Source organism: Streptacidiphilus alkalitolerans, assembly GCF_042511045.1.
In the GTDB taxonomy this organism is placed as follows: domain Bacteria; phylum Actinomycetota; class Actinomycetes; order Streptomycetales; family Streptomycetaceae; genus Streptacidiphilus; species Streptacidiphilus alkalitolerans.
Window position 1 is genome coordinate 45,236 of record NZ_JBHEZX010000012.1, and the last position, 21,182, is coordinate 66,417.

Here is a 21,182-nt window from a genome sequence, read left to right on the forward strand (position 1 = left end):
GCGAATGGAGGGATCCCCAGAGGGTTCAGCACTGGTCTCCCAGCCGGTGTCCCCGCAGGCCGCTGCGGCGTACCGGTACTGCGAGGCGGTGACCGGGGCGCAGGCCCGCAACTTCTCCTACGGGATCAGGCTGCTGCCCGCCTCCAAGCGGCAGGCCATGTCCGCGATCTACGCGCTGGCCCGCCGGATCGACGACATCGGCGACGGCGACTGGTCCACCGAGCGCAAGGCCGAGCAGCTGGGCCGGACCAGGGAACTGCTGAACGAGCTCCGCGAGGGCGGGGTCGACCCGCTGGACACCGACCCGGTGAAGCTGGCCCTGGCTGACTCCTGCGCCCGCTTCCCGATCCCGCTGGACGCCTTCGACGAACTGATCGACGGCGTGGAGATGGACGTCAGGGGCACCGAGTACCAGACGTTCGATCAGCTGCGGGTCTACTGCCGCTGCGTGGCCGGCACGGTCGGCCGGCTCTCGCTCGGCGTGTTCGGCTGCACGGACCCCAAGCGCGGCGCCGAGTTCGCCGACACCCTGGGCCTCGGACTGCAGCTGACCAACATCCTCCGCGACGTCCGCGAGGACGCCGGCAACGGGCGCACCTACCTCCCGGCCGAGGACCTGGCCAGGTTCGGCTGCGAGCAGGGCTTCGCCGGCCGCCCCGGCCCGGACGCGGACTTCCGCGGGCTGGTGCTGTTCGAGGCCCGCCGGGCCCAGGAGTACTTCGACGAGGGCCTGCTGCTGCTGCCGATGCTGGACCGCCGCAGCCGCGCCTGCGTCGCCGCGATGGCCGGGATCTACCACCGGCTGCTGCAGCGGATCGTGCGCGAACCCGAGGCGGTGCTCCGCGGCCGGGTGTCCCTTCCGGCCTGGGAGAAGGCCTATGTGGCGTTCGCCGGGCTGGCCGGAGGGCGTGCTTCTTGAGAACCGCCCCGCCGGACCGCCGCTCGACGGCGGGGTCGTGTGGTGCGTTTGTCACACAGAGTTGCCGGGGAGTCACCAGAGCAGACATCGAGGGTGCGGCGCGAGCAGGGAGAGACGCATGAACGGGCGGACGGCCGTGGTCGTCGGCGGGGGGCTCGCGGGGATCACCGCGGCGCTCCGTCTCGCGGACGCGGGAATGGCGGTCACCCTGGTCGAGGCGCGCCCCCGGCTCGGGGGACTGGCCTTCTCCTTCAAGCGCGGGGAGCTGTGGGTCGACAACGGCCAGCATGTGTTCCTGCGCTGCTGCACGGCCTACCGCGGGCTGCTGCAGCGGCTCGGCGTGACCGACCGGGTGGAGATCCAGCCGCGGCTCGACGTCCCGGTCCGGGACGTCGCCACCGGGCGGACCGGGTCGCTGCGCCGGGCCGGCCTGCCGGTGCCGCTGCACCTGCTGAAGAGCCTGGCGCTGTACCCGCACATGAGCCTGGGCGAGCGGATGGCCACCGGCCGGGCCGCGCTGGCGCTGCGCGGCCTGGACCTGGACGACCCGGCGCTGGACCAGGAGTCCTTCGGCGACTGGCTGCGCCGGCACGGCCAGTCCGACCGGGCGGTGGAGGCGCTCTGGGACCTGGTCGGGGTGGCCACCCTCAACGCCACCGCCGAGGAGTCCTCGCTGGCGCTGGCGGCGATGGTCTTCAAGACCGGGCTGCTCAGCGACCCCGGCGCGTCCGACATCGGCTTCGCCAAGGTCCCGCTGGGCGCGCTGCACGACGAGGCGGCGCGGGAGGTGCTGGAACGCGCCGGGGTGCGGGTGCTGCTGCGCGCCCGGGTCGCCGAGGTCAAGGCCTGCTCGCCGCGCGGCCACAGCGTGCTGCTGGAGGGCGAGCGCCTGGACGGCGGCGCCGAGCGGATCGACGGGGTGGACGCGCTGGTGCTCGCGGTGGCCCAGGACGCCGCCCATGAACTGCTGCCGCCGGGCAGCCTGGAGCACCCCGAGCGGCTGCTCGAACTCGACTACGCGCCGATCCTGAACGTCCATGTGGTCTACGACCGCAAGGTGCTGGACCGGCCCTTCCTGGCCGCCCTCGGCTCGCCGGTGCAGTGGGTGTTCGACCGGACCCCGCACTCCGGGCTGCGCGGCCCCGGTCAGTACCTGGCGCTTTCCCAGTCCGCGGTGCGGGACGAGATCGACCTTCCGGTGGCCGAACTGCGACAGCGCTATCTGCCGGAACTGGAGCGGCTGCTGCCGGCGTCGAGAGGAGCATCGGTCACCGAGTTCTTCGTCACCAGGGAGCGCACCGCGACTTTCGCACCGGCACCGGGGTCCGCCAGGCTGCGCCCCCCGGCCCGTACCCTCAGTCCCGGCCTCTACCTGGCCGGGGCATGGACCGCCACCGGCTGGCCCGCGACCATGGAGGGCGCTGTTCGCAGCGGCAACTCCGCGGCGCAGGCGGCCCTCATGGATTTCAGCGGCACGAACTGACGGCTCGTAGACAGGTTGGTTATGACAGCGACAGCAGTGCCCCTGACGAACAACCAGAACGGAGAGGGAGCAAGCGTGGTTTCGAGCCCTGAGGAGACTCGCCCGGCGCGTCCGGCCGGGTCGTCGGTGGATGTGCGGGCCCTGCTCGAACGAGGACGAACCCTCTGCACTCCCGTCCTGCGGGAGGCCATCGGACGACTGGCACCGCCCATGGACCGGGTCTCCGCCTACCACTTCGGCTGGACCGACGCCGAGGGGCGTCCCACCGAGGGCGACGGCGGCAAGGCGGTGCGCCCGGCGCTGGCGCTGCTCTCGGCGCAGGCCGCCGGGGTCCCGGCCGAGATCGGCATCCCCGGCGGGGTCGCGGTCGAGCTGGTGCACAACTTCTCGCTGCTGCACGACGACCTGATGGACGGTGACGAGCAGCGCAGGCACCGCGCCACGGTGTGGACGGTGTTCGGTCCGGCCCAGGCGATCCTGGTCGGCGACGCGATGTTCGCGCTGGCCAACGAGGTGCTGCTGGAGGCCGCCGACAAGGGCGGCGCCACCGGCGTGGACGCCGGGCGCGCGGTGCAGCGGCTCACCCTGGCCACCCGCAAGCTGATCGACGGCCAGGCCCAGGACCTCTCCTTCGAGCACCGCGACCGGGTGAGCGTCGAGGAGTGCCTGGAGATGGAGGGCAACAAGACCGGCGCGCTGCTGGCCGCCTCCGCCTCGGTCGGCGCGGTGCTGGCCGGGATCGACGACGCCGGCGCCGACGCGCTGGAGCGCTACGGCTACCACCTGGGCCTCGCCTTCCAGGCGGTGGACGACCTGCTGGGGATCTGGGGCGCCACCGAGGTCACCGGGAAGCCCAACTTCGGCGACCTGCGCCAGCGCAAGAAGTCCCTCCCGGTCTCGGCCGCGCTGGCCGAGGGAGGCAAGGCCTCGGTCCGGCTGGCGGAGCTGCTGGCCGACCCGCAGGGACGCGGGGACGAGGACGAGGAACAACTCGCGGTCCGCGCGGCTTTGATCGAGGAGGCGGGCGGTCGGGCCTGGACCGCCGAGGAGGCACGCCGCCAGCACCGGACCGCGCTGGCGGCCCTCGACGAGGTACCCATGTCCGCCATCGTTCGGGAGCAGTTCGCAGCGCTCGCCGAATTCGTTGTGGTCAGGGAGAGGTGACGAGATGACAGCAACCGCGGACGGCCGGCTCGACCCACAGTACGAGGCAGAGCCAGCCGCGGAGAGCAGCACCGCCGAGGACGGGGACAGCCCCGAGTCGGAGTCAGCGGCCGAGCCGGCCGGGGAGCCGGCCAAGGACGTGCGCGCCCTGGCGGCCGAGACGCTGGAGCGGGCCACCGCCCACCTGCTCGGCCTGCAGGACGCCGAGGGCTGGTGGAAGGGCAACCTGGAGACCAACGTCACCATGGATGCCGAGGACCTGCTGCTGCGCCAGTTCCTGGGGATCAGGACGGAGGAGCAGACCCGCGCCACCGCCGACTGGATCCGCTCCCAGCAGCAGCCGGACGGCACCTGGGCCACCTTCTACGGGGGCCCGGCCGAGCTGTCCACCACGGTCGAGGCGTATGTCGCGCTGAAGCTGGCCGGGGACGATCCGCAGGCCCCGCACATGCGCCGGGCCGCGGCGTACGTCCGCGAGCAGGGGGGGATCGCGGCGGCCCGGGTGTTCACCCGGATCTGGCTGGCGCTGTTCGGCTGGTGGCCCTGGGACCGGCTGCCGGAGCTGCCGCCCGAGGTCATCTTCCTGCCCCGCGGCTTCCCGCTGAACATCTACTCGTTCGGCTGCTGGGCCCGGCAGACCATCGTGCCGCTGACCGTCGTCTCCGCGCACCGCCCGGTCCGGCCGGCCCCGTTCGACCTGGACGAGCTGCACGCCGACCCGGCCGACCCGTACCCGGTCCGGCCGTTCGCCGCCCCCTACACCTGGGACGGGCTGTTCGAGCGGCTCGACCGGGTGCTGCACCTCTACCACCGGATGCCGGTGCGCCCGGTGCGCCGGATGGCGCTGGCCCAGGCCGCCAAGTGGATCGTGGACCGGCAGGAGGCCGACGGCTGCTGGGGCGGGATCCAGCCGCCCGCGGTCTACTCGCTGATCGCCCTGCACCTGCTCGGCTACCCGCTGGACCACCCGGTGATGGAGGCCGGACTGGCCGCGTTCGAGCGCTTCACCGTGCACACCGACGAGGGGCACCGCTGGATCGAGGCCTGCCAGTCGCCGGTCTGGGACACCTGTCTCGCCGTGGTGGCGCTCGCCGACGCCGGGGTGGCCAAGGACCACCCGGCGCTGGTCAAGGCCACCGACTGGATGCTCGGCGAGGAGATCACCCGCCCCGGCGACTGGGCCGTGCAGCGGCCCGACCTCAGCCCGGGCGGCTGGGCCTTCGAGTTCGAGAACGACAACTACCCGGACGTGGACGACACCGCCGAGGTGGTGCTGGCGCTGCGCCGGGTGGTCCACCCGGACCCGGAGCGGGTGGACGGGGCGGTGCGCCGCGGGGTCGACTGGACCATGGGCATGCAGTCCAAGAACGGCGCCTGGGCCGCGTTCGACGTGGACAACACCAGCAGCCTGCCGAACAAGCTGCCGTTCTGCGACTTCGGCGAGGTGGTCGACCCGCCCTCGGCCGACGTCACCGCCCATGTGGTGGAGATGCTCGCCGCCGTCGGCCGGTCGGCCGACCCCAGGGTGCGCCGCGGCGTCGACTGGCTGCTGCGCGAGCAGGAGGAGGACGGCTCCTGGTTCGGCCGCTGGGGCACCAACTACATCTACGGGGTCGGCTCGGTCGTCCCCGCCCTGGTCGCGGCCGGGCTCCCGGCCTCGCACAGCGCGGTCCGCCGCGCCGTGGAGTGGCTGGAGCAGCACCAGAACGCGGACGGCGGCTGGGGCGAGGACATGCGCTCCTACAGCGACCGCAGCTGGGCCGGCCGGGGCACCTCCACCGCCTCGCAGACCGCCTGGGCGCTGATGGCGCTGCTCGCGGCCGGCGAGACCGGCGAGGTGGTCGACCGCGGGGTGGGCTGGCTGGCCGCCACCCAGCTGCCCGAGGGCACCTGGGACGAGCCGGAGTTCACCGGGACCGGCTTCCCCTGGGACTTCTCCATCAACTACAACCTCTACCGGCTGGTGTTCCCGGTCACCGCACTCGGCCGGTACCTTCATGGAACCCCGGAGCTGGACGGCGGCGTCCCCTTCGACGAGCGGTCCGCCAACCGGCTCCGCGCGGAGCTTCCGCCGCCGGCGCGGCTGCTGCCTTCGCTGACCGGAAGGCGGTCGAGATGAGGTCGCCGGTATGAGGCTGGAGTGCTGCTGACATGAGCAAGGAGCCTGCGAGACCAGAGCAGGGGCGGCCAGGACCGCTGCTGCTCGCCTGCGCGCTGACCGCCGAACAGGCGGCGCTGCGCGCGGGCGCGCGGTCCGCGCCGGAGGCCGTGCTGGTCCGTACCGGAATGGGCCAGCAGCGGGCCCGACAGTCGGTCAGCAAGGCGCTGGCGCAGGGGGCGTACGCGCCCGGCGCGTTTCTGTTCGCAGGCTTCGGAGCTGCGGTGGGACCGGGAATAAGGCCCGGAGACGTCCTCGTTGCCACTGAGGTGCGCGATGCCCACAGCGGATCGATCGAACTACCGTGCCCGGACGCACTCGCCGGGGCACTGCGTCATGCCGGGCTCACCGTGCACACCGGTCCGCTGTTCAGCGCGGAGCGGGTGGTACGGGGGGCCCGGCGGGCAACCCTGCACGCCGAGGGCGTGCTGGGCGTGGAGATGGAGACCGCCGGAGCGCTGCGGGCGCTGCCCGGGGGGACGCCGGCCGCCGCGGTCCGCGTCGTGGTCGACACCCCCGAGCACGAGCTGCTGCGCCCCGGCATCCTCGTCCACGGTCTGCATGCCTGGCGGGCCCTGCGTGCCGCCGCCCCTGTTCTCGCTACCTGGCACCTCTGAAAGGCATCGGTACAACCCATGACCGCGATCTCGCTCGGAATGCCGTCCGCTCCGCTCAAGCCGCTCGCTGTGCGGCGGAAGAGCCGTCAGATCATGGTCGGCAGTGTGCCGGTGGGTGGGGATGCGCCGATCTCGGTGCAGTCGATGACCACGACGGTGACCTCGGACATCAATGCGACGTTGCAGCAGATCGCGGAGCTGACGGCGTCGGGGTGTCAGATCGTGCGGGTGGCGTGTCCTTCGCAGGACGACGCGGATGCGTTGGCGACGATTGCGCGCAAGTCGCAGATCCCGGTGATCGCGGACATTCACTTCCAGCCGAAGTACGTGTTCGCGGCGATTGACGCGGGGTGTGCGGCGGTGCGGGTGAATCCGGGCAACATCCGGCAGTTCGACGACAAGGTCAAGGAGATCGCGAAGGCGGCCTCCGCGGCCGGGGTGCCGATCCGGATCGGGGTCAACGCGGGTTCGCTGGACGCGCGGCTGCTGGCGAAGTACGGCAAGGCGACGCCGGAGGCGTTGGTGGAGTCGGCGTTGTGGGAGTGCTCGTTGTTCGAGGAGCACGGCTTCCGGGACATCAAGATCTCGGTGAAGCACAACGACCCGGTCGTCATGATCGCCGCCTACCGGCTGCTGGCCGCGTCCTGTGACTACCCGTTGCACCTGGGGGTGACGGAGGCGGGGCCTTCGTTCCAGGGGACGATCAAGTCGGCGGTGGCGTTCGGGGCGCTGCTCAGTGAGGGGATCGGGGACACGATCCGGGTGTCGTTGTCGGCTCCTCCGGCGGAGGAGATCAAGGTGGGGAATCAGATTCTGGAGTCGTTGAATCTGCGGCAGCGGGGTCTGGAGATTGTGTCGTGTCCTTCGTGCGGGCGGGCGCAGGTGGATGTGTACAAGCTGGCGGAGGAGGTCACCGCGGGGCTTGAGGGGATGGAGGTGCCGTTGCGGGTGGCGGTGATGGGCTGTGTCGTCAACGGTCCTGGTGAGGCGCGTGAGGCTGATCTGGGGGTGGCGTCGGGCAATGGCAAGGGTCAGATCTTCGTGAAGGGCGAGGTGATCAAGACGGTGCCGGAGTCGAAGATCGTGGAGACGCTGATCGAGGAGGCGTTGAAGCTGGCGGAGCTGATGCAGGCCGAGGGCGTGGCCTCCGGCGAACCCGTCGTCGCCGTCAGCTGACGGCCCCTCTCCACCGGAACGGCCAACTGACCTGCCGCAGAACGAAGGTGATCCCATGTCGCTACTGGAGTCGATCAATGGCCCCGCCGATCTTCGGATGCTCCCCGCAGCCGAGCTTCCCCGGCTCGCGGAGGAGATCCGCGACTTCCTGATCGAGGCCGTCACCCGAACGGGCGGACACCTCGGTCCCAACCTCGGCGTGGTCGAGCTCACCATCGCGCTGCACCGGGTCTTCGACTCGCCGAAGGACCGGATCCTGTTCGACACCGGCCACCAGAGCTATGTGCACAAGCTGCTCACCGGCCGTCAGGACTTCACCCGGCTCAAAGCCAGGGGCGGCCTGTCCGGCTACCCCTCCCGGGCCGAGTCGGACCACGACGTGATCGAGAACTCGCACGCCTCCACCGTGCTCGGCTACGCCGACGGCCTGGCCAAGGCCAACCAGCTGCAGGGCCGGGGCGAGCGCAGCGTGGTGGCGGTGATCGGCGACGGCGCGCTGACCGGGGGCATGGCCTGGGAGGCCCTGAACAACATCGCCGAGGCGGTGGACCGTCCGCTGGTGATCGTGGTCAATGACAACGAGCGCTCCTACGCTCCCACCATCGGCGGCATGGCCAACCATCTGGCCACCCTGCGCACCACCCAGGGCTATGAGCGCTTCCTGTCCTGGGGCAAGGAGACGCTGCAGCGCACCCCCGCCCTCGGCACCCCGATCTACGAGGCCCTGCACGGCGCCAAGAAGGGCTTCAAGGACGCCGTCGCCCCGCAGGGCATGTTCGAGGACCTCGGTCTCAAGTACATCGGCCCGATCGACGGCCACGACACCCCGGCCCTGGAGTCCGCGCTCAAACGTGCCAAGGGCTTCGGCGGCCCGGTCATCGTGCACTGCCTCACCGAGAAGGGCCGCGGCTACCGTCCGGCCGAACTGGACGAGGCCGACCACTTCCACCAGGTGGGCGCGATCGACCCGATCACCTGCGAGCCGCTGCGTCCGTCCAGCGGTGTCTCCTGGACCTCGGTCTTCGGCAGCGAGCTGGTGGCGATCGGCCGCGAGCGCCCGGACGTGGTGGCCATCACCGCCGCGATGCTCCAGCCGGTCGGCCTCGGCAAGTTCGCCAAGGAGTTCCCTGACCGGATCTTCGACGTCGGCATCGCCGAGCAGCATGCGACGGTCAGTGCGGCCGGCCTGGCCACCGGCGGGCTGCACCCGGTCGTCGCGGTCTACGCGACCTTCCTGAACCGGGCCTTCGACCAGGTGCTGATGGATGTGGCGCTGCACAGGTGCGGGGTGACCTTCGTCCTGGACCGGGCGGGTGTCACCGGTACCGACGGGGCCAGCCACAACGGCATGTGGGACATGTCGATCCTGCAGGTGGTGCCCGGGCTGCGGCTGGCCGCCCCGCGCGACGCCGACCAGCTCCGCGCCGAGCTGCGCGAGGCGCTGGAGGTCGACGACGCCCCCACCGTGGTCCGCTTCCCCAAGGCCGAGGTCGGTCCGCCGATCCCGGCGGTCGAGCGACTGGGCGGGGTCGATGTGCTGCTGCGCACCGCGGAGCCCGGCAGCGCCCCGGAGATCCTGCTGATCGCGGTGGGCACCATGGCCCCGGCCTGCCTGGACGCGGCGGCGCTGCTGACCGCCGACGGGCTCACCGCCACCGTGGTGGACCCGCGCTGGGTCAAGCCGGTCGACCCGGCGCTGACCGAGCTGGCCGCGCGGCACCGGCTGGTGGTCACGGTGGAGGACAACGGCCGGGTGGGCGGGGTCGGCACGGCCGTGGCGATGGCCCTGCGCGACGCCGAGATCGACGTCCCGACACGCGAGCTCGGGATCCCCCAGGAGTTCCTGGCACATGCCAGCCGGGGTGAGATCCTGGACCAGATCGGGCTCACCGGTCCCGGCATCGCCGCGCAGACGGCCGGCTTCGCCAAGGCGATCGGCCTCGGGCGCCAACAGACGGTACGGGTACCGAGCAGCATCACAGGAGGGGATTCCCAGCGTGGCATCTGACACTGCGGCACCAGTCTCCGCAGCACCAGTCCCTGCAGCACCGGACGCGGCACCGGCGGCGAAGCCGTTCGACGTGGCCGCACTGCTCGCGGAGCGGGGCGCGGAGCGCTACAAGCTGCACACCGAGTACCTGAACCACCAGCTGCCGCGGATGCTGCACACCATCGGCTTCGACAACGTGTACGAGCGGGCCCAGGGCGCGTACTTCTACGACGCCGAGGGCAACGACTACCTCGACATGCTGGCCGGCTTCGGCATCTTCGCCCTCGGCCGGCACCATCCGGTGGTCCGTCAGGCCGTGCACCAGGTGATGGACCTGGAGCTGGCCGACCTGACCCGCTTCGACTGCCAGCCGCTGCCCGGGCTGCTGGCCGAGAAGCTGCTCTCGTACACCCCGCACCTGGACCGGGTCTTCTTCGGCAACAGCGGGACCGAGGCGGTCGAGACCGCGCTGAAGTTCGCCCGCTACGCCACCGGCAAGCGCCGGATCCTCTACTGCGACCACGCCTTCCACGGGCTGACCACGGGATCGCTCTCGGTCAACGGCGAGGACGGCTTTCGCAAGGGCTTCGCCCCGCTGCTGCCGGACACCGCGCTGCCGCTGGGCGACCTGGCCGCGCTGGAGCGCGAGCTGAAGAAGGGCGATGTCGCGGCCCTGATCGTGGAGCCGATCCAGGGCAAGGGGGTGCACGAGACCCCTCCCGGCTACCTCAAGGCGGCCCAGGACCTGCTGCACAAGCACAAGGCGCTGCTGATCGCCGACGAGGTGCAGACCGGCATCGGCCGCACCGGTGACTTCTACGCCTACCAGCACGAGGCCGGGGTGGAGCCGGACCTGGTCTGCGCGGCCAAGGCGCTCTCCGGCGGCTACGTCCCGGTCGGGGCGACCCTGGGCAAGGCGTGGATCTTCGAGAAGGTGTACTCCTCGATGGACCGGGTGCTGGTGCACTCGGCCAGCTTCGGTTCCAACGCCCAGGCCATGGCGGCGGGGCTCGCCACCCTGCACGTCATGGAGGACGAGCAGGTGGTGGCGAACGCCCGCCGGGTCGGCGACCTGTTCCGGGAGCGGCTCGGCGCGCTGAAGCCGAAGTACGAGATGCTGGCCGACGTCCGCGGCCGGGGCCTCATGATCGGGATCGAGTTCGGCCGTCCGCAGTCGCTGAAGCTGCGGACCGGCTGGGCCGCGCTGCAGGCGGCCCGCAAGGGGCTGTTCGCGCAGATGGTGGTGGTGCCGCTGATGCAGAAGCACCGCATCCTCACCCAGGTCTCCGGAGACCATCTGGAGGTGATCAAGCTGATCCCGCCGCTCACCATCGGTGAGGCCGAGGTCGACCGCTTCGTCGACGCCTTCGCCGAGATCATGGACGAGGCGCACAGCGGGACCGGCCTGATGCGGGACTTCGGCCGCACCCTGATCAAGCAGGCGGTGGCCAACCGCTAGCCGTCTGCCCGGCCGCTAGACCTCGAGGTTCTCCTCGATCTGCCGCATCCGGTGCCGCGCCAACGCCAGGTTGGCGCGGTTCCGGTCCAGGGCCAGGTAGAGGAAGATCCCCTTGCTGGTCTGCCGGGTCAGCGGCCGGATGATGTGGTACTGGTTGGTGAGCGTGATCAGGATGTCCTCGATCGTCTCATTGTGGAGGTTGAGCATCTCCATGGTCCGCATCTTGGCGCGGACCACATCGGTGTTCCCTGCGGCGGCGACGTTGAGGTCGAGCTCCTTGGTCGAGCCCAGGGTTCCGAGGGCCAGGCCGCTGCTGTAGTCGACGATTGCCACGCCCAGCGCTCCTTCGACACTCATGGCCTCTTTGAGTGCGGTCTCCAAGTTCGACATGTCCGGGCATCCTCCTGAACGGGTCAACATGCGTGGACCGTTTGTGGTCCCCGCACTCACGACCCTAGGAGAGGTATTCCCTGGCACATGCCGCTTGGGCGAAAGTGATCAGAAGGGGACGATGAGGCGACTGATGCCGATCGTCCGACGTCTTTTAGTGGCCTACTTTTTTCCGGCCGGGGAAATGCCCCGCCGACCCTCGTCTGTGACCAAGGTAACAGCGGACGGCTGCCCCGACGGGGCCGTGCGCTGGCCCACCACACGCGTGGCGAGCGCCGGGGCGGGCGCGGTCGCGGCGGGCTCCGGGGCCGGCTCGGCCGGTGCCGGCACGGGCCGCCGGAGCAGCCTGGCCCAGTGCTCCCCGCGGTCGGCCCAGACCCGCTGGATCCGCTCGTCCGCGCTGGCGATCACCGGTTCGAACAGGGGCAGGGCGAGCATCACCAGGACCCCGGCGGCCCAGCCCGCGAGGACGTCGGACACCCAGTGGGTGCCGAGGTAGACCGTGGTGAGTCCGACGCTGAAGCCCATGAAGCCGGCCACCACCGCGCCGATGCGCCGCCAGCGGGAGGCCAGGTAGGCCAGCACGCCCCAGGTCACCACCGCGTTGGCGGTGTGCCCCGAGGGGAAGATGCCGCCGCCGAGGAATATCTCGCTGGAGCCCGCGACATGGGCGTAGTGCGGACCCAGCCGGCCCAGGCCGATCTTCACCGCGCCGACCGACATGTTCAGCAGCACCAGCGCCACGCCGAGGACCAGCAGCGGCCGCATGCTCCGGGTGCGCCAGCAGCGCCAGCCCAGCCAGACCGCCACGACGATGGCGGAGGGCCCGCGCTGACCCGCGATCACATACACATTGAGGAACGACTCCAGGGCCGGCCAGTGCTCGTAGGGCTTGAACATCATGGCGTACCAGTCGAACGCGACCAGGCGCGAGGTGGTGAGCACCGCCACGATGACGATCAGATAGAAGACCGAGGTCCCGGCGAACAGCGCCTTGTGGGCGCGGCTCAACGGCCGCCAGCGAAGAGGTCGCTCAGGTGGCCGCGGGGCTGTCGTCTGCGGACGCTCGAGTAGGGCGACCTCATTCCTCTGGTTACGCACCCCTTCGACGTTACAGTGCGCTGCTGTGAGCTCCGACGGGGTCCAGTTGTTCGTAATAACCATGTGACCTGATACGGCGAAAGTTCGGCATAAACGCGGGGGCATCGCCGCGGCTACTGGTCGGATATACGAATCTAATGGTCTCGGAAGCGTCAGAATCTGTCGTACGTAGGTTTGACCGGCGAGCTTGCGGGCAGGCATAGCGGGTTCAAAGCGGAACGCCAGGTTCTACTTGGCAGTAAGAATTCCATGAGAACAGCGTGCCATACCGTTTCGAGCGGCAGAAATCAAATCTACCGCGACTTCCCCCGGGCCTTGTCCGATTCCCGGGGAAAGGAATTCCAATTCCCCGGGAATCAGTCGGAGTTCGTCGGGTTCGGGCCAGGCCGCTTCAGGCCAGGCCGCCGCCCAGGGTGAGCCCGCCGTCGAGCACCAGGGTCTGCCCGGTGATCCAGGAGGCCTGGTCGGAGAGCAGGAAGGCCACGGCCGCGCCCACGTCCTCGGGCACGCCGAGCCGCTTCAGCGGGTAGGTCGCGGCGACCTCTTCCTCGTGCCCGGCGAACAGCGCCTCGGCGAAGCGGGTGCGGACCACGGCGGGGGCCACCGCGTTGACCCGTACCGAGGGGGCCAGCTCCAGCGCCAGCTGCTGGGTCAGCTGGATCAGCGCCGCCTTGCTCGCCCCGTACATGCCGATGCCGGGGGCCGGGCCGAGGGCGCTGACCGAGGAGACATTGACGATCGCGCCGCCGTGCTCGCCCAGCGAGGCCTTGTGCACCAGCTGCACCCAGCCCAGCGTGGACACCAGGTTGATGTCCAGGATCTTCCGTGCGGCGTTCAGGTCCAGCTCGACCATGGTGCCGAAGGCCGGGTTGGTGCCGACATTGTTGACCAGCGAGTCGATCCGGCCGAAGCGCTCCATCGCGCGCTCCACGACCTCGGCCCGGTGCGCCTCGTCATGGCTCTTGCCGGCGATGCCCAGCGCCTGCTCCGGGCCGCCGAGCTGCTCGACCGCCTCGGCCAGGCTGCTGGCGTCCCGTCCGGTGATCACCACCCGCTCGCCCCTGGCGACCAGGGCCTGGGCCACCGCGAGGCCGATGCCCCGGCTGGCGCCGGTGATCAGCGCGACCTTGCCGGTACCGGCGGTGTTGTCCGTTGTCACTGTTGCTCGTCTCCTCGGAGGGTTGTGGGGGTCAGTGGGCGGGGGCGGGGAGGTCGACCAGCCCGGCCAGGGCGGCCCGGTGCCGGTCGGCGGTGCCCAGGGCGATGGAACTGCTCTTGGCCCGCTTGAGGTAGAGGTGGGCCGGGTGCTCCCAGGTGAAGCCGATGCCGCCGTGCAGCTGCACCGCCTCCTCGGCGGCGGTGACCGCGACCTGCGAGGCGAAGGCCTGCGCCAGCGCCGCCGCCACCGGGGCGTCGGCGGAGCCGGTGGCCAGCGCGTCGGCCGCGTTGCGGGCGACCGCGCGCAGCTGGGCCACCGCGACCCAGAGGTCGGCCAGCCGGTGCTTCACCGCCTGGAAGGAGCCGATCGGGCGGCCGAACTGGTGCCGCTCCTTCACATAGGCGAGCGTGGTCTCCAGCGCCCACTCGGCCACCCCGAGCTGCTCGGAGGCCAGCAGGGCGGCGCCGGCCGTCAGCGCCGCGTCCACCGCCCGCACCGCCGCGTCGCCCTCGGCGACCGGGCGGCCGGGGGCCGCGTCGAGCACCAGGTCGGCGAGCGGCCTGGTCATGTCGAGGCTGACCACCGGGACCGCGGTGAACTGCCCGACCGCGTACAGCGCGGGCCCCTCGGCGGAGCGGGCCGGGACCAGCAGCACGTCCGCGGTCCTGGCGTCGGCGACCAGCCGGACCGTGCCGTGCAGCAGGCCCTCGGCGTCCACCCGGACGGTGTCGGGGAAGGCCGCGCCCGGGGCGGTGGCGAACGGCAGCGCCAGCGCGGCGACATGCTCGCCGGAGGCGACCGTGGGCAGCAGCACCGACTCGTCCGCGGACAGCAGCGCCGCGGTGGCCAGCACCGCGCTGCCCAGGTAGGGGACGGGCGCGGCGGCGCGGCCCAGCTCCTCCAGCACCACGGCGGTCTCCCGCCAGCTCGCGCCCGCGCCGCCGGCCTTCTCCGGCACGGCGAGCCCGGTGACGCCCAGTTCGACGGCCAGCGCCCGCCACAGCGCGGTGTCCACCGGCTGCTCGCTCTCGGTACGGGCCAGCGTCGCCGACTGCGGCGCGCGGGCGGCGAGCAGCGCCCGTACGTTGCCGCGCAGCTCCTGTTCGATCTCGGAGTACTGCAGGTCCGGGGTCTGGCTCATCGGGGCAGGTCCTTCCATGCGACGTCCTTGTCGACCCGGATCTCCTGGGGGAGGCCGAGCACCCGTTCGGCGATGATGTTGCGCAGGATCTCCGAGGTCCCGCCCTCGATCGAGTTGCCCTTGGCCCGCAGGTAGCGGTAACCGGGCGTGCCGCCCTCCATCGAGGGACGGTCCGGGCGGCGGAAGCTCCAGTCGTCGTAACCGAGGCCCTCACCGCCGAGGAGTTCCAGCTCGAAGCCGGAGATCTGCTGGTTCAACCGGGCGAAGGCCAGCTTGGCGGCGCTGCCCTCGGGGCCGGGCTGGCCGGAGGCGAGCTGCTGGCGCAGCCGCTCGCCGGTGAGCCTGGCCGCCTCGGCGTCCACCCAGAGCCGCAGCAGGGTGTCGTGCAGCCCGGGAGTGCGCAGTTCGGGCCGCTCGCGCCAGACGTCTGCGGCCAGACCGATCAGCCCGCCCTCGCGGGGCGTCGCGCTGCCGCCGATGGCGACCCGCTCGTTCATCAGGGTGGTGGTGGCGACCCGCCAGCCGTCGCCGACCTCGCCGAGCCGCTGGGTGTCGGGGATCCGCACGCCGGTCAGGAAGACCTCGTTGAACTCGGCCTCGCCGGTGGCCTGGCGCAGCGGCCGGACCTCGACACCGGGGGCCTTCATGTCGCAGAGGAAGTAGGTCATCCCGCGGTGCTTGGGCACGCCCGGGTCGCTGCGGGTGACCAGGATCGCCCAGTCGGCCTCGTGGGCCATCGAGGTCCACACCTTCTGGCCGTCCACGGTCCAGTTGGCGCCGTCCTCGTCGCGGACCGCCCTGGTGCCGAGGGCGGCCAGGTCGGAGCCGGCTCCGGGCTCGCTGAACAGCTGGCACCAGACCTCCTCGCCGGTCCACAGCGGGCGGAGGAAGCGGGTGCGGGTGGCCTCGTCGCCGAAGGCGAGGATGGTCGGCGCGGCCATGCCCAGGCCGATGCCGTGCCGGCCCGGGTCCAGGGCGGGCGCCCCGGCGGCGGCGAAGGCGTCGTTGACGCCCTGCTGCAGCGAGCGCGGCGCGCCCAGGCCGCCGTGGCCGACCGGGAAGTGGATCCAGGCGAGGCCGGCGTCGTAGCGGGCGCCGAGGAACTCGCCGACCGGGGTGGTCACCGGGTCGTACGCGGCCAGCAGCTCGCGGACGGCGTCACGCAGCCCGGCTTCGGTAAGTGGTGTGCTCATGACATGGAGCCCTCTCGGCGGTGAGCGGGACGGACGGGTGGGCCCGGTGCGCCGCGCGGACGGCGGCGCACCGGCGTAACGCCTTTGGCAGCAAGGGAACTGACAGCTAGTCGAGCGGCCCGCCGGCCACGTAGACGACCTGGCCCGACACGAAGCCCGCACCCTCGCTCACCAGGAAGGAGACGGTGTGCGCGATGTCGTCCGGGACGCCGACCCGGGCCACCGGGATCTGACTGGCCGCCATCGCCTTGAAGTCCTCGAAGCCGAGGCCGACCCGCTCGGCGGTGGCCGCGGTCATGTCGGTGGCGATGAAGCCGGGGGCGACCGCGTTGGCGGTGACCCCGAACTTGCCGAGCTCCTTGGCCAGGGTCTTGGTGAAGCCCTGCAGCCCGGCCTTGGCGGCGGAGTAGTTGGCCTGGCCCCGGTTGCCCAGTGCGGAGGAGGAGGAGAGGTTGACGATCCGTCCGTAACCGGCGTCGACCATGTGCTTCTGCACCGCCTTGGACATCAGGAACGCGCCCTTGAGGTGCACGTTCATGACGGTGTCCCAGTCCAGTTCGGACATCTTGAACAGCAGGTTGTCGCGCAGCACGCCGGCGTTGTTGACCAGCACGGTCGGCGCGCCCAGCTCGGCGGCGACCCGGGCGACGGCGGCGGTGACCTGCTCGGCGTCGCTGACGTCCGCGCCCACGGCGAGCGCCCGGCCGCCGGCCGCGGTGATCTTCTCCACGGTGTCCTTGCCGGCCGCCTCCTCCAGGTCCACCACGGCCACGGCGAAGCCGTCGGCGGCGAGGCGGATCGCGGTGGCGGCGCCGATGCCGCGGGCCGCGCCGGTGACGATGGCGACGCGCTGGGTCTGGTCAGTCATATGTCCCGTCATTCCTTCGGTCGGATGGTCGAACTGAGGGTGGGTCAGTTGGCTTGTTCGCTGAGGTAGGGCCTCAGCTCGCGCCGGGCCAGCGAGCGGCGGTGCACCTCGTCCGGACCGTCCGCGAAGCGCAGGGTGCGGGCCGCGGCCCAGAGCTGCGCCAGCGGGAAGTCCTGGGAGATCCCGCCGCCGCCGTGGGCCTGGATCGCCTTGTCCAGGATCCACTCCACCGTGGACGGGGTGGCGATCTTGATGGCCTGGATCTCGGTGTGCGCGCCCTTGTTGCCGACGGTGTCCATCAGCCAGGCGGTCTTCAGCACCAGCAGCCGCAGCTGCTCGATCCGCACCCGGGACTCGGCGATCCACTCCTGGACCACGCCCTGCTCGGCCAGCGGCTTGCCGAAGGCGGTCCGGGAGACGGCCCGACGGCACATCAGCTCGAGGCCGCGCTCGGCCATGCCGATCAGCCGCATGCAGTGGTGGATCCGGCCGGGGCCCAGCCGGGCCTGGGCGATGGCGAAGCCCTCGCCCTCACCGGCGATCAGGTTCTCGGCGGGCACCCGGACATCGTCGAAGACGATCTCGGCATGGCCGCCGTGCGCGCCGTCGGTGTAGCCGAAGACGTGCATCCCGCGCCGGATCTCCACCCCGGGAGTGTCCCTGGGCACCAGGATCATGCTCTGCTGCAGGTGCTTCGGCGCGTCGGGATCGGTACGGCCCATGACGATCAGGATCTCGCAGGCCGGGTCCATCGCGCCGGAGGACCACCACTTGCGGCCGTTGACGACGTAGCTGTCGCCGTCGCGCTCGATCCTGGTGGCGATATTGGCGGCGTCGGAGGAGGCGACCTCGGGCTCGGTCATGCAGAAGGCGGAGCGGATCTCACCCTCCAGCAGCGGGGTGAGCCAGCGCTTCTGCTGCTCGGGGCTGCCGAACTGGGCCAGCAGCTCCATGTTCCCGGTGTCGGGCGCGGCGCAGTTCAGCGCCTCGGGGGCGAGGTGCGGGCTGCGCCCGGTGATCTCGGCCAGCGGGGCGTACTGCAGATTGGTCAGCCCCGCGCCGTGCTCGGGGTCCGGAAGAAAGAGGTTCCAGAGCCCCCGCCTGCGCGCCTCGGCCTTCAGCTCTTCCATGACCGCCGGACGGGACCACTCGTCGGTCGCCGCGGCGAAGGGCTCGGCTGGGTAGATCTTCTCGTCCATGAAGGCGAGCAGCTGCCGCTGCAGCTCCTGGGTGCGTTCGTCGTAGCGGAAGTCCATCAGTGCGCCTCCAGTGTGAGCAGGGTCTGCAGGGCCGAGCCGACCAGCAGCGGGACCATCGCTCCCAGGTGGGAGAAACCCTCCCCGACGGTCTTGCCCTGGGTGTAGCGGAAGTGGATGCCCTCGGCGATCACCGCGAGCTTGTAGGCGGCGAAGGCGGTGTACCAGGGCAGGGGGGTGAGGTCGAGGCCGGTGCGTCCGGCGTAGTGCCGGGCCAGCTCGTCCATGCCGGGGAAGCCGGCCTCGGGGCTGACCGCCTGGGCGACCGGGTTGCCGGGGATGTCTCCGGCGATCTCCCAGTACACCTTCATGAGTCCGAGGTCGGCGAGCGGGTCGCCCAGGGTCGCCATCTCCCAGTCGAGTACCGCCGCGATCCGGTCGTCGGCGGTGACCATGGTGTTGTCCAGACGGTAGTCGCCGTGCACGATCGTGGTCCGCTGGCTCGCCGGGACGTGCTCGGCCAGCCGCCGCTGCAGCTCGTCCATGCCGGGGATGTCGCGGCTCCGGGAGGACTCGAACTGCCGGAACCAGCGGGAGACCTGACGCTCCAGATAGCCGTCGGGGCGGCCGAAGTCGCCCAGGCCCACCGCCGCCGGGTCGATCGAGTGCAGTTCCGCCAGCACGTCCATCAGCCGGAACGAGAGCGCCCTGGCCCGCTCGGGGCCGAGGCCGGCCGCGTCCTCGGCGGAGCGGTAGACCAGCCCGGGCACCTCGTCCATCAGGTAGAAGGGTGCACCGAGCACCTCCTCCTCGGTGCAGAGCAGATGGACCACGGGGACCGGGACGGGGGTGCCGGCCAGCGCGGCGATCACCCGGTACTCCCGGGACATGTCGTGCGCGGTGGCCAGCACATGGCCCAGCGGCGGCCGGCGCAGCACCCAGCGGTGCCGGTCGTCGCGCAGGAGATAGGTGAGGTTGGACTTGCCACCGGCGATCAGTTCCGCGCGGAGCGGACCGTCCACCAGTGCGGGGCTGACGCGCTCCAGGTGGTCGCGCAGCCGGACCAGGTCCAGGCCCGGAAGGTGTTGCTCGGACATGCGGACCTCCTGGCTCGGGATGCGGCAGAGTTGGGGCTGTGCTGCCGTCGCCGCCACCATACCGACTGGTTGGTATGTCGGCTAGAGTGGCACGTCACACACACATAAGGCACACACGAGGGGGCTCACGTGGCCGCAGCACGCAGGGCCGTAGGAAGCCGGGGCAGCCGCGCCGCGCTGCTGCCCGGCCCCGGCCGGGACGCGGCGGAGGCTCCGGACGACGCGACTCCGGTCCAGGAGCGGCTGCTCACCGCGGCCAGCCGGCTCTTCGCGGAGCGGGGATTCGCGCTGACCTCGGTCCAGGAGATCGTCGAACGGGCCGGTGTCACCAAGGGCGCGATGTACCACTACTACGCGTCCAAGGACGATCTGCTGCAGGAGATCTACAGCCGGCTGCTGGCGGGGCAGTCCGACCGGCTCGTCGCCATCGCCGACACCCCTGGCCTGCCGGTTCGCGAGCGGCTGCGGGCGGCGGCGGCCGATCTGGTGGTCAGCACCCTGGAGAACCTGGACGACGCCACGGTCTCCTGGCGCTCGATGCACATGCTGCCGCCGGAGCGGATGGCGCAGGTCCGGCTCGAACGCCGGCGCTTCCACGAGCGCTTCCGGGCGCTGATCGAACAGGGCCAGGCGGAGGGGGCGCTGCGGGCCGACATCTCGGCGGACCTGGCCGCACACCAGTTCTTCGGCGGGGTGCACCATCTCGGCGCCTGGTACCACGCCGACGGCGAACTAACCCCGGAATCCATCGGGGAAACCTTTGCCGACTTGTTGCTCAGGGGGCTCGATGATCGAGTAGGACCGGAATCGACCATCCCGGATCACGATTAGGCCGCAGGTCCTATGGGCGTGTCGCCTGGCTTCGGTTGGTTTGTATAGTGTGCGCCAGCAGCCGTCGGTTGCTCGGTGAAACCTCCCCGCACACAAAGCTCTCACATGGAGCACGCGGGAAGTGGGTCTGCCGCTGCCATGCCGTCCGGCCTCCCCACAGGGGCCGTGCGAAGGCGTAGACATGAGGACGGTTCCATGGTTCTGGGGGAGATCGACATGACGGGTTCTCCACTCCGCCTCTCTCAGGCACCTGGCCAGCTGATCCGGATAGCCCAGCAGGTGCATACCCGGCTCTGGGCCGAGAACGTCGGACAGGAGCTCACCGCGCCGCAGTACGCCGCGCTGATCGCCCTGGCCGTCGAGCCCGGTGCGGATCAGCGCACGGTGGGTGAGCGGGCGTCGCTGGACAAGGCGACGATGGCGGAGATGGTGGGCCGGCTGGTGCGCCGCGGCCTGGTGCTGCGCCGCCGGGATCCGGCCGACGGGCGCCGCAAGCTGCTCACTCTGTCCCCGCTGGGCACCCAGCTGGTGCAGGACGTGTCCCCCGGCGTGGCGCGGGTGCAGCAGCAGCTGCTGGCGCCGCTGACCGAGGCCCAGCGCACCGAGCTGATGACCGGGCTGGCCCGGATGGCCCGGATGGAGGACATGGCCCTGGAGACCATGGTCGACGCCCGGCCGATCCTGGACGCCCCGCGGGTCGTCGGCTACCTGATCCGGGTCGCCCAGCAGGTGCACACCCGGCTGTGGACCGAGCACGCCTCCGGCGAGCTCACCGCCCCGCAGCACGCCGTGCTGGCCGCCCTGGCCGAGGAGCCGGGCATCGACCAGCGCACGGTGGGGGAGCGGGCCTCGCTGGACAAGGCCACCATGGCCGAGCTGGTGAGCCGGCTGGTCCGGCGCGGCCTGGTGCTGCGCCGCCGGGACCCGGCCGACGGCCGGCGCAACCTGCTGGCGCTGTCCCCGGCCGGCCAGGCCCTGCTCGACCAGGTCGGCGCCGGGGTCCGTACGGTGCAGGCCCAGCTGCTGGCCCCGCTGGACGAGGCCGAGCGCGAGCGGGTGGTCGAGCTGCTCGCGGTGGTGGCCCGGCTGTCCGAGGAGTAGCCGGGCGCGGCCTCCGGGCCGTAATAAATCGCTTGCGGGGGCGCGGGCGATGGCGGATCGTCACGGGTATGTGCACTTCCTGACGTGACGTCATCGCCCGCGCCCCCGTGTCCCTGTGCCCCGCGCCTTCGCGCCCCGG

Annotated in this window: 18 protein-coding genes; 10 read left to right on the top strand and 8 right to left on the bottom strand. The window is 71.4% G+C overall.

Translation table 11 applies throughout. From position 1 onward, the window contains the following. Positions 1-4 precede the first annotated feature (4 nt). The 8 genes from hpnD to ACEZDG_RS25150 all read left to right on the top strand — a co-directional run bounded on the left by hpnD (position 5) and on the right by ACEZDG_RS25150 (position 10,966). A complete protein-coding gene (gene hpnD, locus ACEZDG_RS25115; RefSeq protein WP_380513356.1) occupies positions 5-919 on the top strand; it encodes a presqualene diphosphate synthase HpnD in 915 nt (304 codons plus the stop codon). 118 nt (positions 920-1,037) lie between these two features. Then, a complete protein-coding gene (hpnE, locus tag ACEZDG_RS25120) occupies positions 1,038-2,402 on the top strand; it encodes a hydroxysqualene dehydroxylase HpnE (RefSeq protein WP_380513358.1) in 1,365 nt (454 codons plus the stop codon). A gap of 21 nt (positions 2,403-2,423) precedes the next feature. Next, positions 2,424-3,566, top strand: a complete 1,143-nt coding sequence (locus tag ACEZDG_RS25125) for a polyprenyl synthetase family protein (protein ID WP_380513360.1) — start codon at positions 2,424-2,426, stop codon at positions 3,564-3,566. A 4-nt stretch (positions 3,567-3,570) separates the two neighbouring features. After that, positions 3,571-5,685, top strand: coding sequence for a squalene--hopene cyclase (gene shc / locus ACEZDG_RS25130; RefSeq protein ID WP_380513362.1), 2,115 nt, complete (start codon positions 3,571-3,573; stop codon positions 5,683-5,685). Positions 5,686-5,717: 32 nt separating this feature from the next. Then, positions 5,718-6,341 (top strand): 5'-methylthioadenosine/S-adenosylhomocysteine nucleosidase family protein, encoded by a 624-nt coding sequence (locus tag ACEZDG_RS25135; RefSeq protein WP_380513364.1) that lies wholly within the window; start codon positions 5,718-5,720, stop codon positions 6,339-6,341. An 18-nt stretch (positions 6,342-6,359) separates the two neighbouring features. Beyond that, positions 6,360-7,517: a flavodoxin-dependent (E)-4-hydroxy-3-methylbut-2-enyl-diphosphate synthase gene (ispG, locus tag ACEZDG_RS25140; protein WP_380513366.1), complete on the top strand. Its 1,158-nt coding sequence runs from the start codon at positions 6,360-6,362 to the stop codon at positions 7,515-7,517. A gap of 55 nt (positions 7,518-7,572) precedes the next feature. Then, a complete protein-coding gene (gene dxs / locus ACEZDG_RS25145; protein ID WP_380513368.1) occupies positions 7,573-9,525 on the top strand; it encodes a 1-deoxy-D-xylulose-5-phosphate synthase in 1,953 nt (650 codons plus the stop codon). Positions 9,526-9,598: 73 nt separating this feature from the next. Beyond that, on the top strand, positions 9,599-10,966 hold the full coding sequence (locus ACEZDG_RS25150) for an aspartate aminotransferase family protein (RefSeq protein WP_380513370.1): 1,368 nt from the start codon (positions 9,599-9,601) through the stop codon (positions 10,964-10,966). Between the two features lie 15 nt (positions 10,967-10,981). Here ACEZDG_RS25150 and ACEZDG_RS25155 read toward each other — a convergent pair whose 3' ends face one another. From ACEZDG_RS25155 to ACEZDG_RS25190, 8 genes are all read right to left on the bottom strand, one after another. Beyond that, a complete protein-coding gene (locus ACEZDG_RS25155) occupies positions 10,982-11,356 on the bottom strand; it encodes a hypothetical protein (RefSeq protein WP_380513372.1) in 375 nt (124 codons plus the stop codon). Positions 11,357-11,518: 162 nt separating this feature from the next. Continuing rightward, positions 11,519-12,367 (bottom strand): phosphatase PAP2 family protein, encoded by an 849-nt coding sequence (locus ACEZDG_RS25160; protein WP_380513374.1) that lies wholly within the window; start codon positions 12,365-12,367, stop codon positions 11,519-11,521. 481 nt (positions 12,368-12,848) lie between these two features. Further along, entirely contained in the window at positions 12,849-13,616 is a 768-nt protein-coding gene (locus tag ACEZDG_RS25165) for an SDR family oxidoreductase (protein ID WP_380513376.1), read from the bottom strand. Between the two features lie 31 nt (positions 13,617-13,647). After that, complete coding sequence (locus ACEZDG_RS25170) at positions 13,648-14,757, bottom strand: acyl-CoA dehydrogenase family protein (protein WP_380513378.1); 1,110 nt, start codon at positions 14,755-14,757, stop codon at positions 13,648-13,650. Continuing rightward, positions 14,754-15,950, bottom strand: a complete 1,197-nt coding sequence (locus ACEZDG_RS25175; protein ID WP_380513380.1) for an acyl-CoA dehydrogenase family protein — start codon at positions 15,948-15,950, stop codon at positions 14,754-14,756. Before ACEZDG_RS25175 ends, ACEZDG_RS25170 begins: the two co-directional genes overlap by 4 nt. Before the next feature lie 106 nt (positions 15,951-16,056). Next, positions 16,057-16,818, bottom strand: a complete 762-nt coding sequence (fabG, locus tag ACEZDG_RS25180) for a 3-oxoacyl-ACP reductase FabG (protein WP_380513382.1) — start codon at positions 16,816-16,818, stop codon at positions 16,057-16,059. 44 nt (positions 16,819-16,862) lie between these two features. Continuing rightward, positions 16,863-18,074 (bottom strand): acyl-CoA dehydrogenase family protein, encoded by a 1,212-nt coding sequence (locus ACEZDG_RS25185; protein ID WP_380513384.1) that lies wholly within the window; start codon positions 18,072-18,074, stop codon positions 16,863-16,865. After that, complete coding sequence (locus tag ACEZDG_RS25190) at positions 18,074-19,111, bottom strand: phosphotransferase family protein (protein ID WP_380513386.1); 1,038 nt, start codon at positions 19,109-19,111, stop codon at positions 18,074-18,076. Before ACEZDG_RS25190 ends, ACEZDG_RS25185 begins: the two co-directional genes overlap by 1 nt. 180 nt (positions 19,112-19,291) lie before the next feature. Here ACEZDG_RS25190 and ACEZDG_RS25195 point away from each other — a divergent pair, with 180 nt between their 5' ends. Both ACEZDG_RS25195 and ACEZDG_RS25200 read left to right on the top strand, forming a co-directional pair. Beyond that, complete coding sequence (locus ACEZDG_RS25195) at positions 19,292-19,942, top strand: TetR/AcrR family transcriptional regulator (protein ID WP_380513690.1); 651 nt, start codon at positions 19,292-19,294, stop codon at positions 19,940-19,942. Between the two features lie 216 nt (positions 19,943-20,158). Next, complete coding sequence (locus ACEZDG_RS25200) at positions 20,159-21,043, top strand: MarR family winged helix-turn-helix transcriptional regulator (protein WP_380513388.1); 885 nt, start codon at positions 20,159-20,161, stop codon at positions 21,041-21,043. Positions 21,044-21,182 lie beyond the last annotated feature (139 nt).

Excerpts from the sequence above, each read along its gene's own strand:
- shc (WP_380513362.1), top strand. The coding sequence starts at position 3,571 with ATGACAGCAACCGCGGACGGCCGGCTCGACCCACAGTACGAGGCAGAG.
- ACEZDG_RS25125 (WP_380513360.1), top strand. The coding sequence starts at position 2,424 with ATGACAGCGACAGCAGTGCCCCTGACGAACAACCAGAACGGAGAGGGA.
- hpnE (WP_380513358.1), top strand. The coding sequence starts at position 1,038 with ATGAACGGGCGGACGGCCGTGGTCGTCGGCGGGGGGCTCGCGGGGATC.
- ACEZDG_RS25155 (WP_380513372.1), bottom strand. The coding sequence starts at position 11,356 with ATGTCGAACTTGGAGACCGCACTCAAAGAGGCCATGAGTGTCGAAGGA.
- ACEZDG_RS25135 (WP_380513364.1), top strand. The coding sequence starts at position 5,718 with ATGAGCAAGGAGCCTGCGAGACCAGAGCAGGGGCGGCCAGGACCGCTG.
- ACEZDG_RS25170 (WP_380513378.1), bottom strand. The coding sequence starts at position 14,757 with ATGAGCCAGACCCCGGACCTGCAGTACTCCGAGATCGAACAGGAGCTG.
- fabG (WP_380513382.1), bottom strand. The coding sequence starts at position 16,818 with ATGACTGACCAGACCCAGCGCGTCGCCATCGTCACCGGCGCGGCCCGC.
- ispG (WP_380513366.1), top strand. The coding sequence starts at position 6,360 with ATGACCGCGATCTCGCTCGGAATGCCGTCCGCTCCGCTCAAGCCGCTC.
- ACEZDG_RS25200 (WP_380513388.1), top strand. The coding sequence starts at position 20,159 with ATGACGGGTTCTCCACTCCGCCTCTCTCAGGCACCTGGCCAGCTGATC.
- ACEZDG_RS25190 (WP_380513386.1), bottom strand. The coding sequence starts at position 19,111 with ATGTCCGAGCAACACCTTCCGGGCCTGGACCTGGTCCGGCTGCGCGAC.
- hpnD (WP_380513356.1), top strand. The coding sequence starts at position 5 with ATGGAGGGATCCCCAGAGGGTTCAGCACTGGTCTCCCAGCCGGTGTCC.
- ACEZDG_RS25175 (WP_380513380.1), bottom strand. The coding sequence starts at position 15,950 with ATGAGCACACCACTTACCGAAGCCGGGCTGCGTGACGCCGTCCGCGAG.
- ACEZDG_RS25185 (WP_380513384.1), bottom strand. The coding sequence starts at position 18,074 with ATGGACTTCCGCTACGACGAACGCACCCAGGAGCTGCAGCGGCAGCTG.
- dxs (WP_380513368.1), top strand. The coding sequence starts at position 7,573 with ATGTCGCTACTGGAGTCGATCAATGGCCCCGCCGATCTTCGGATGCTC.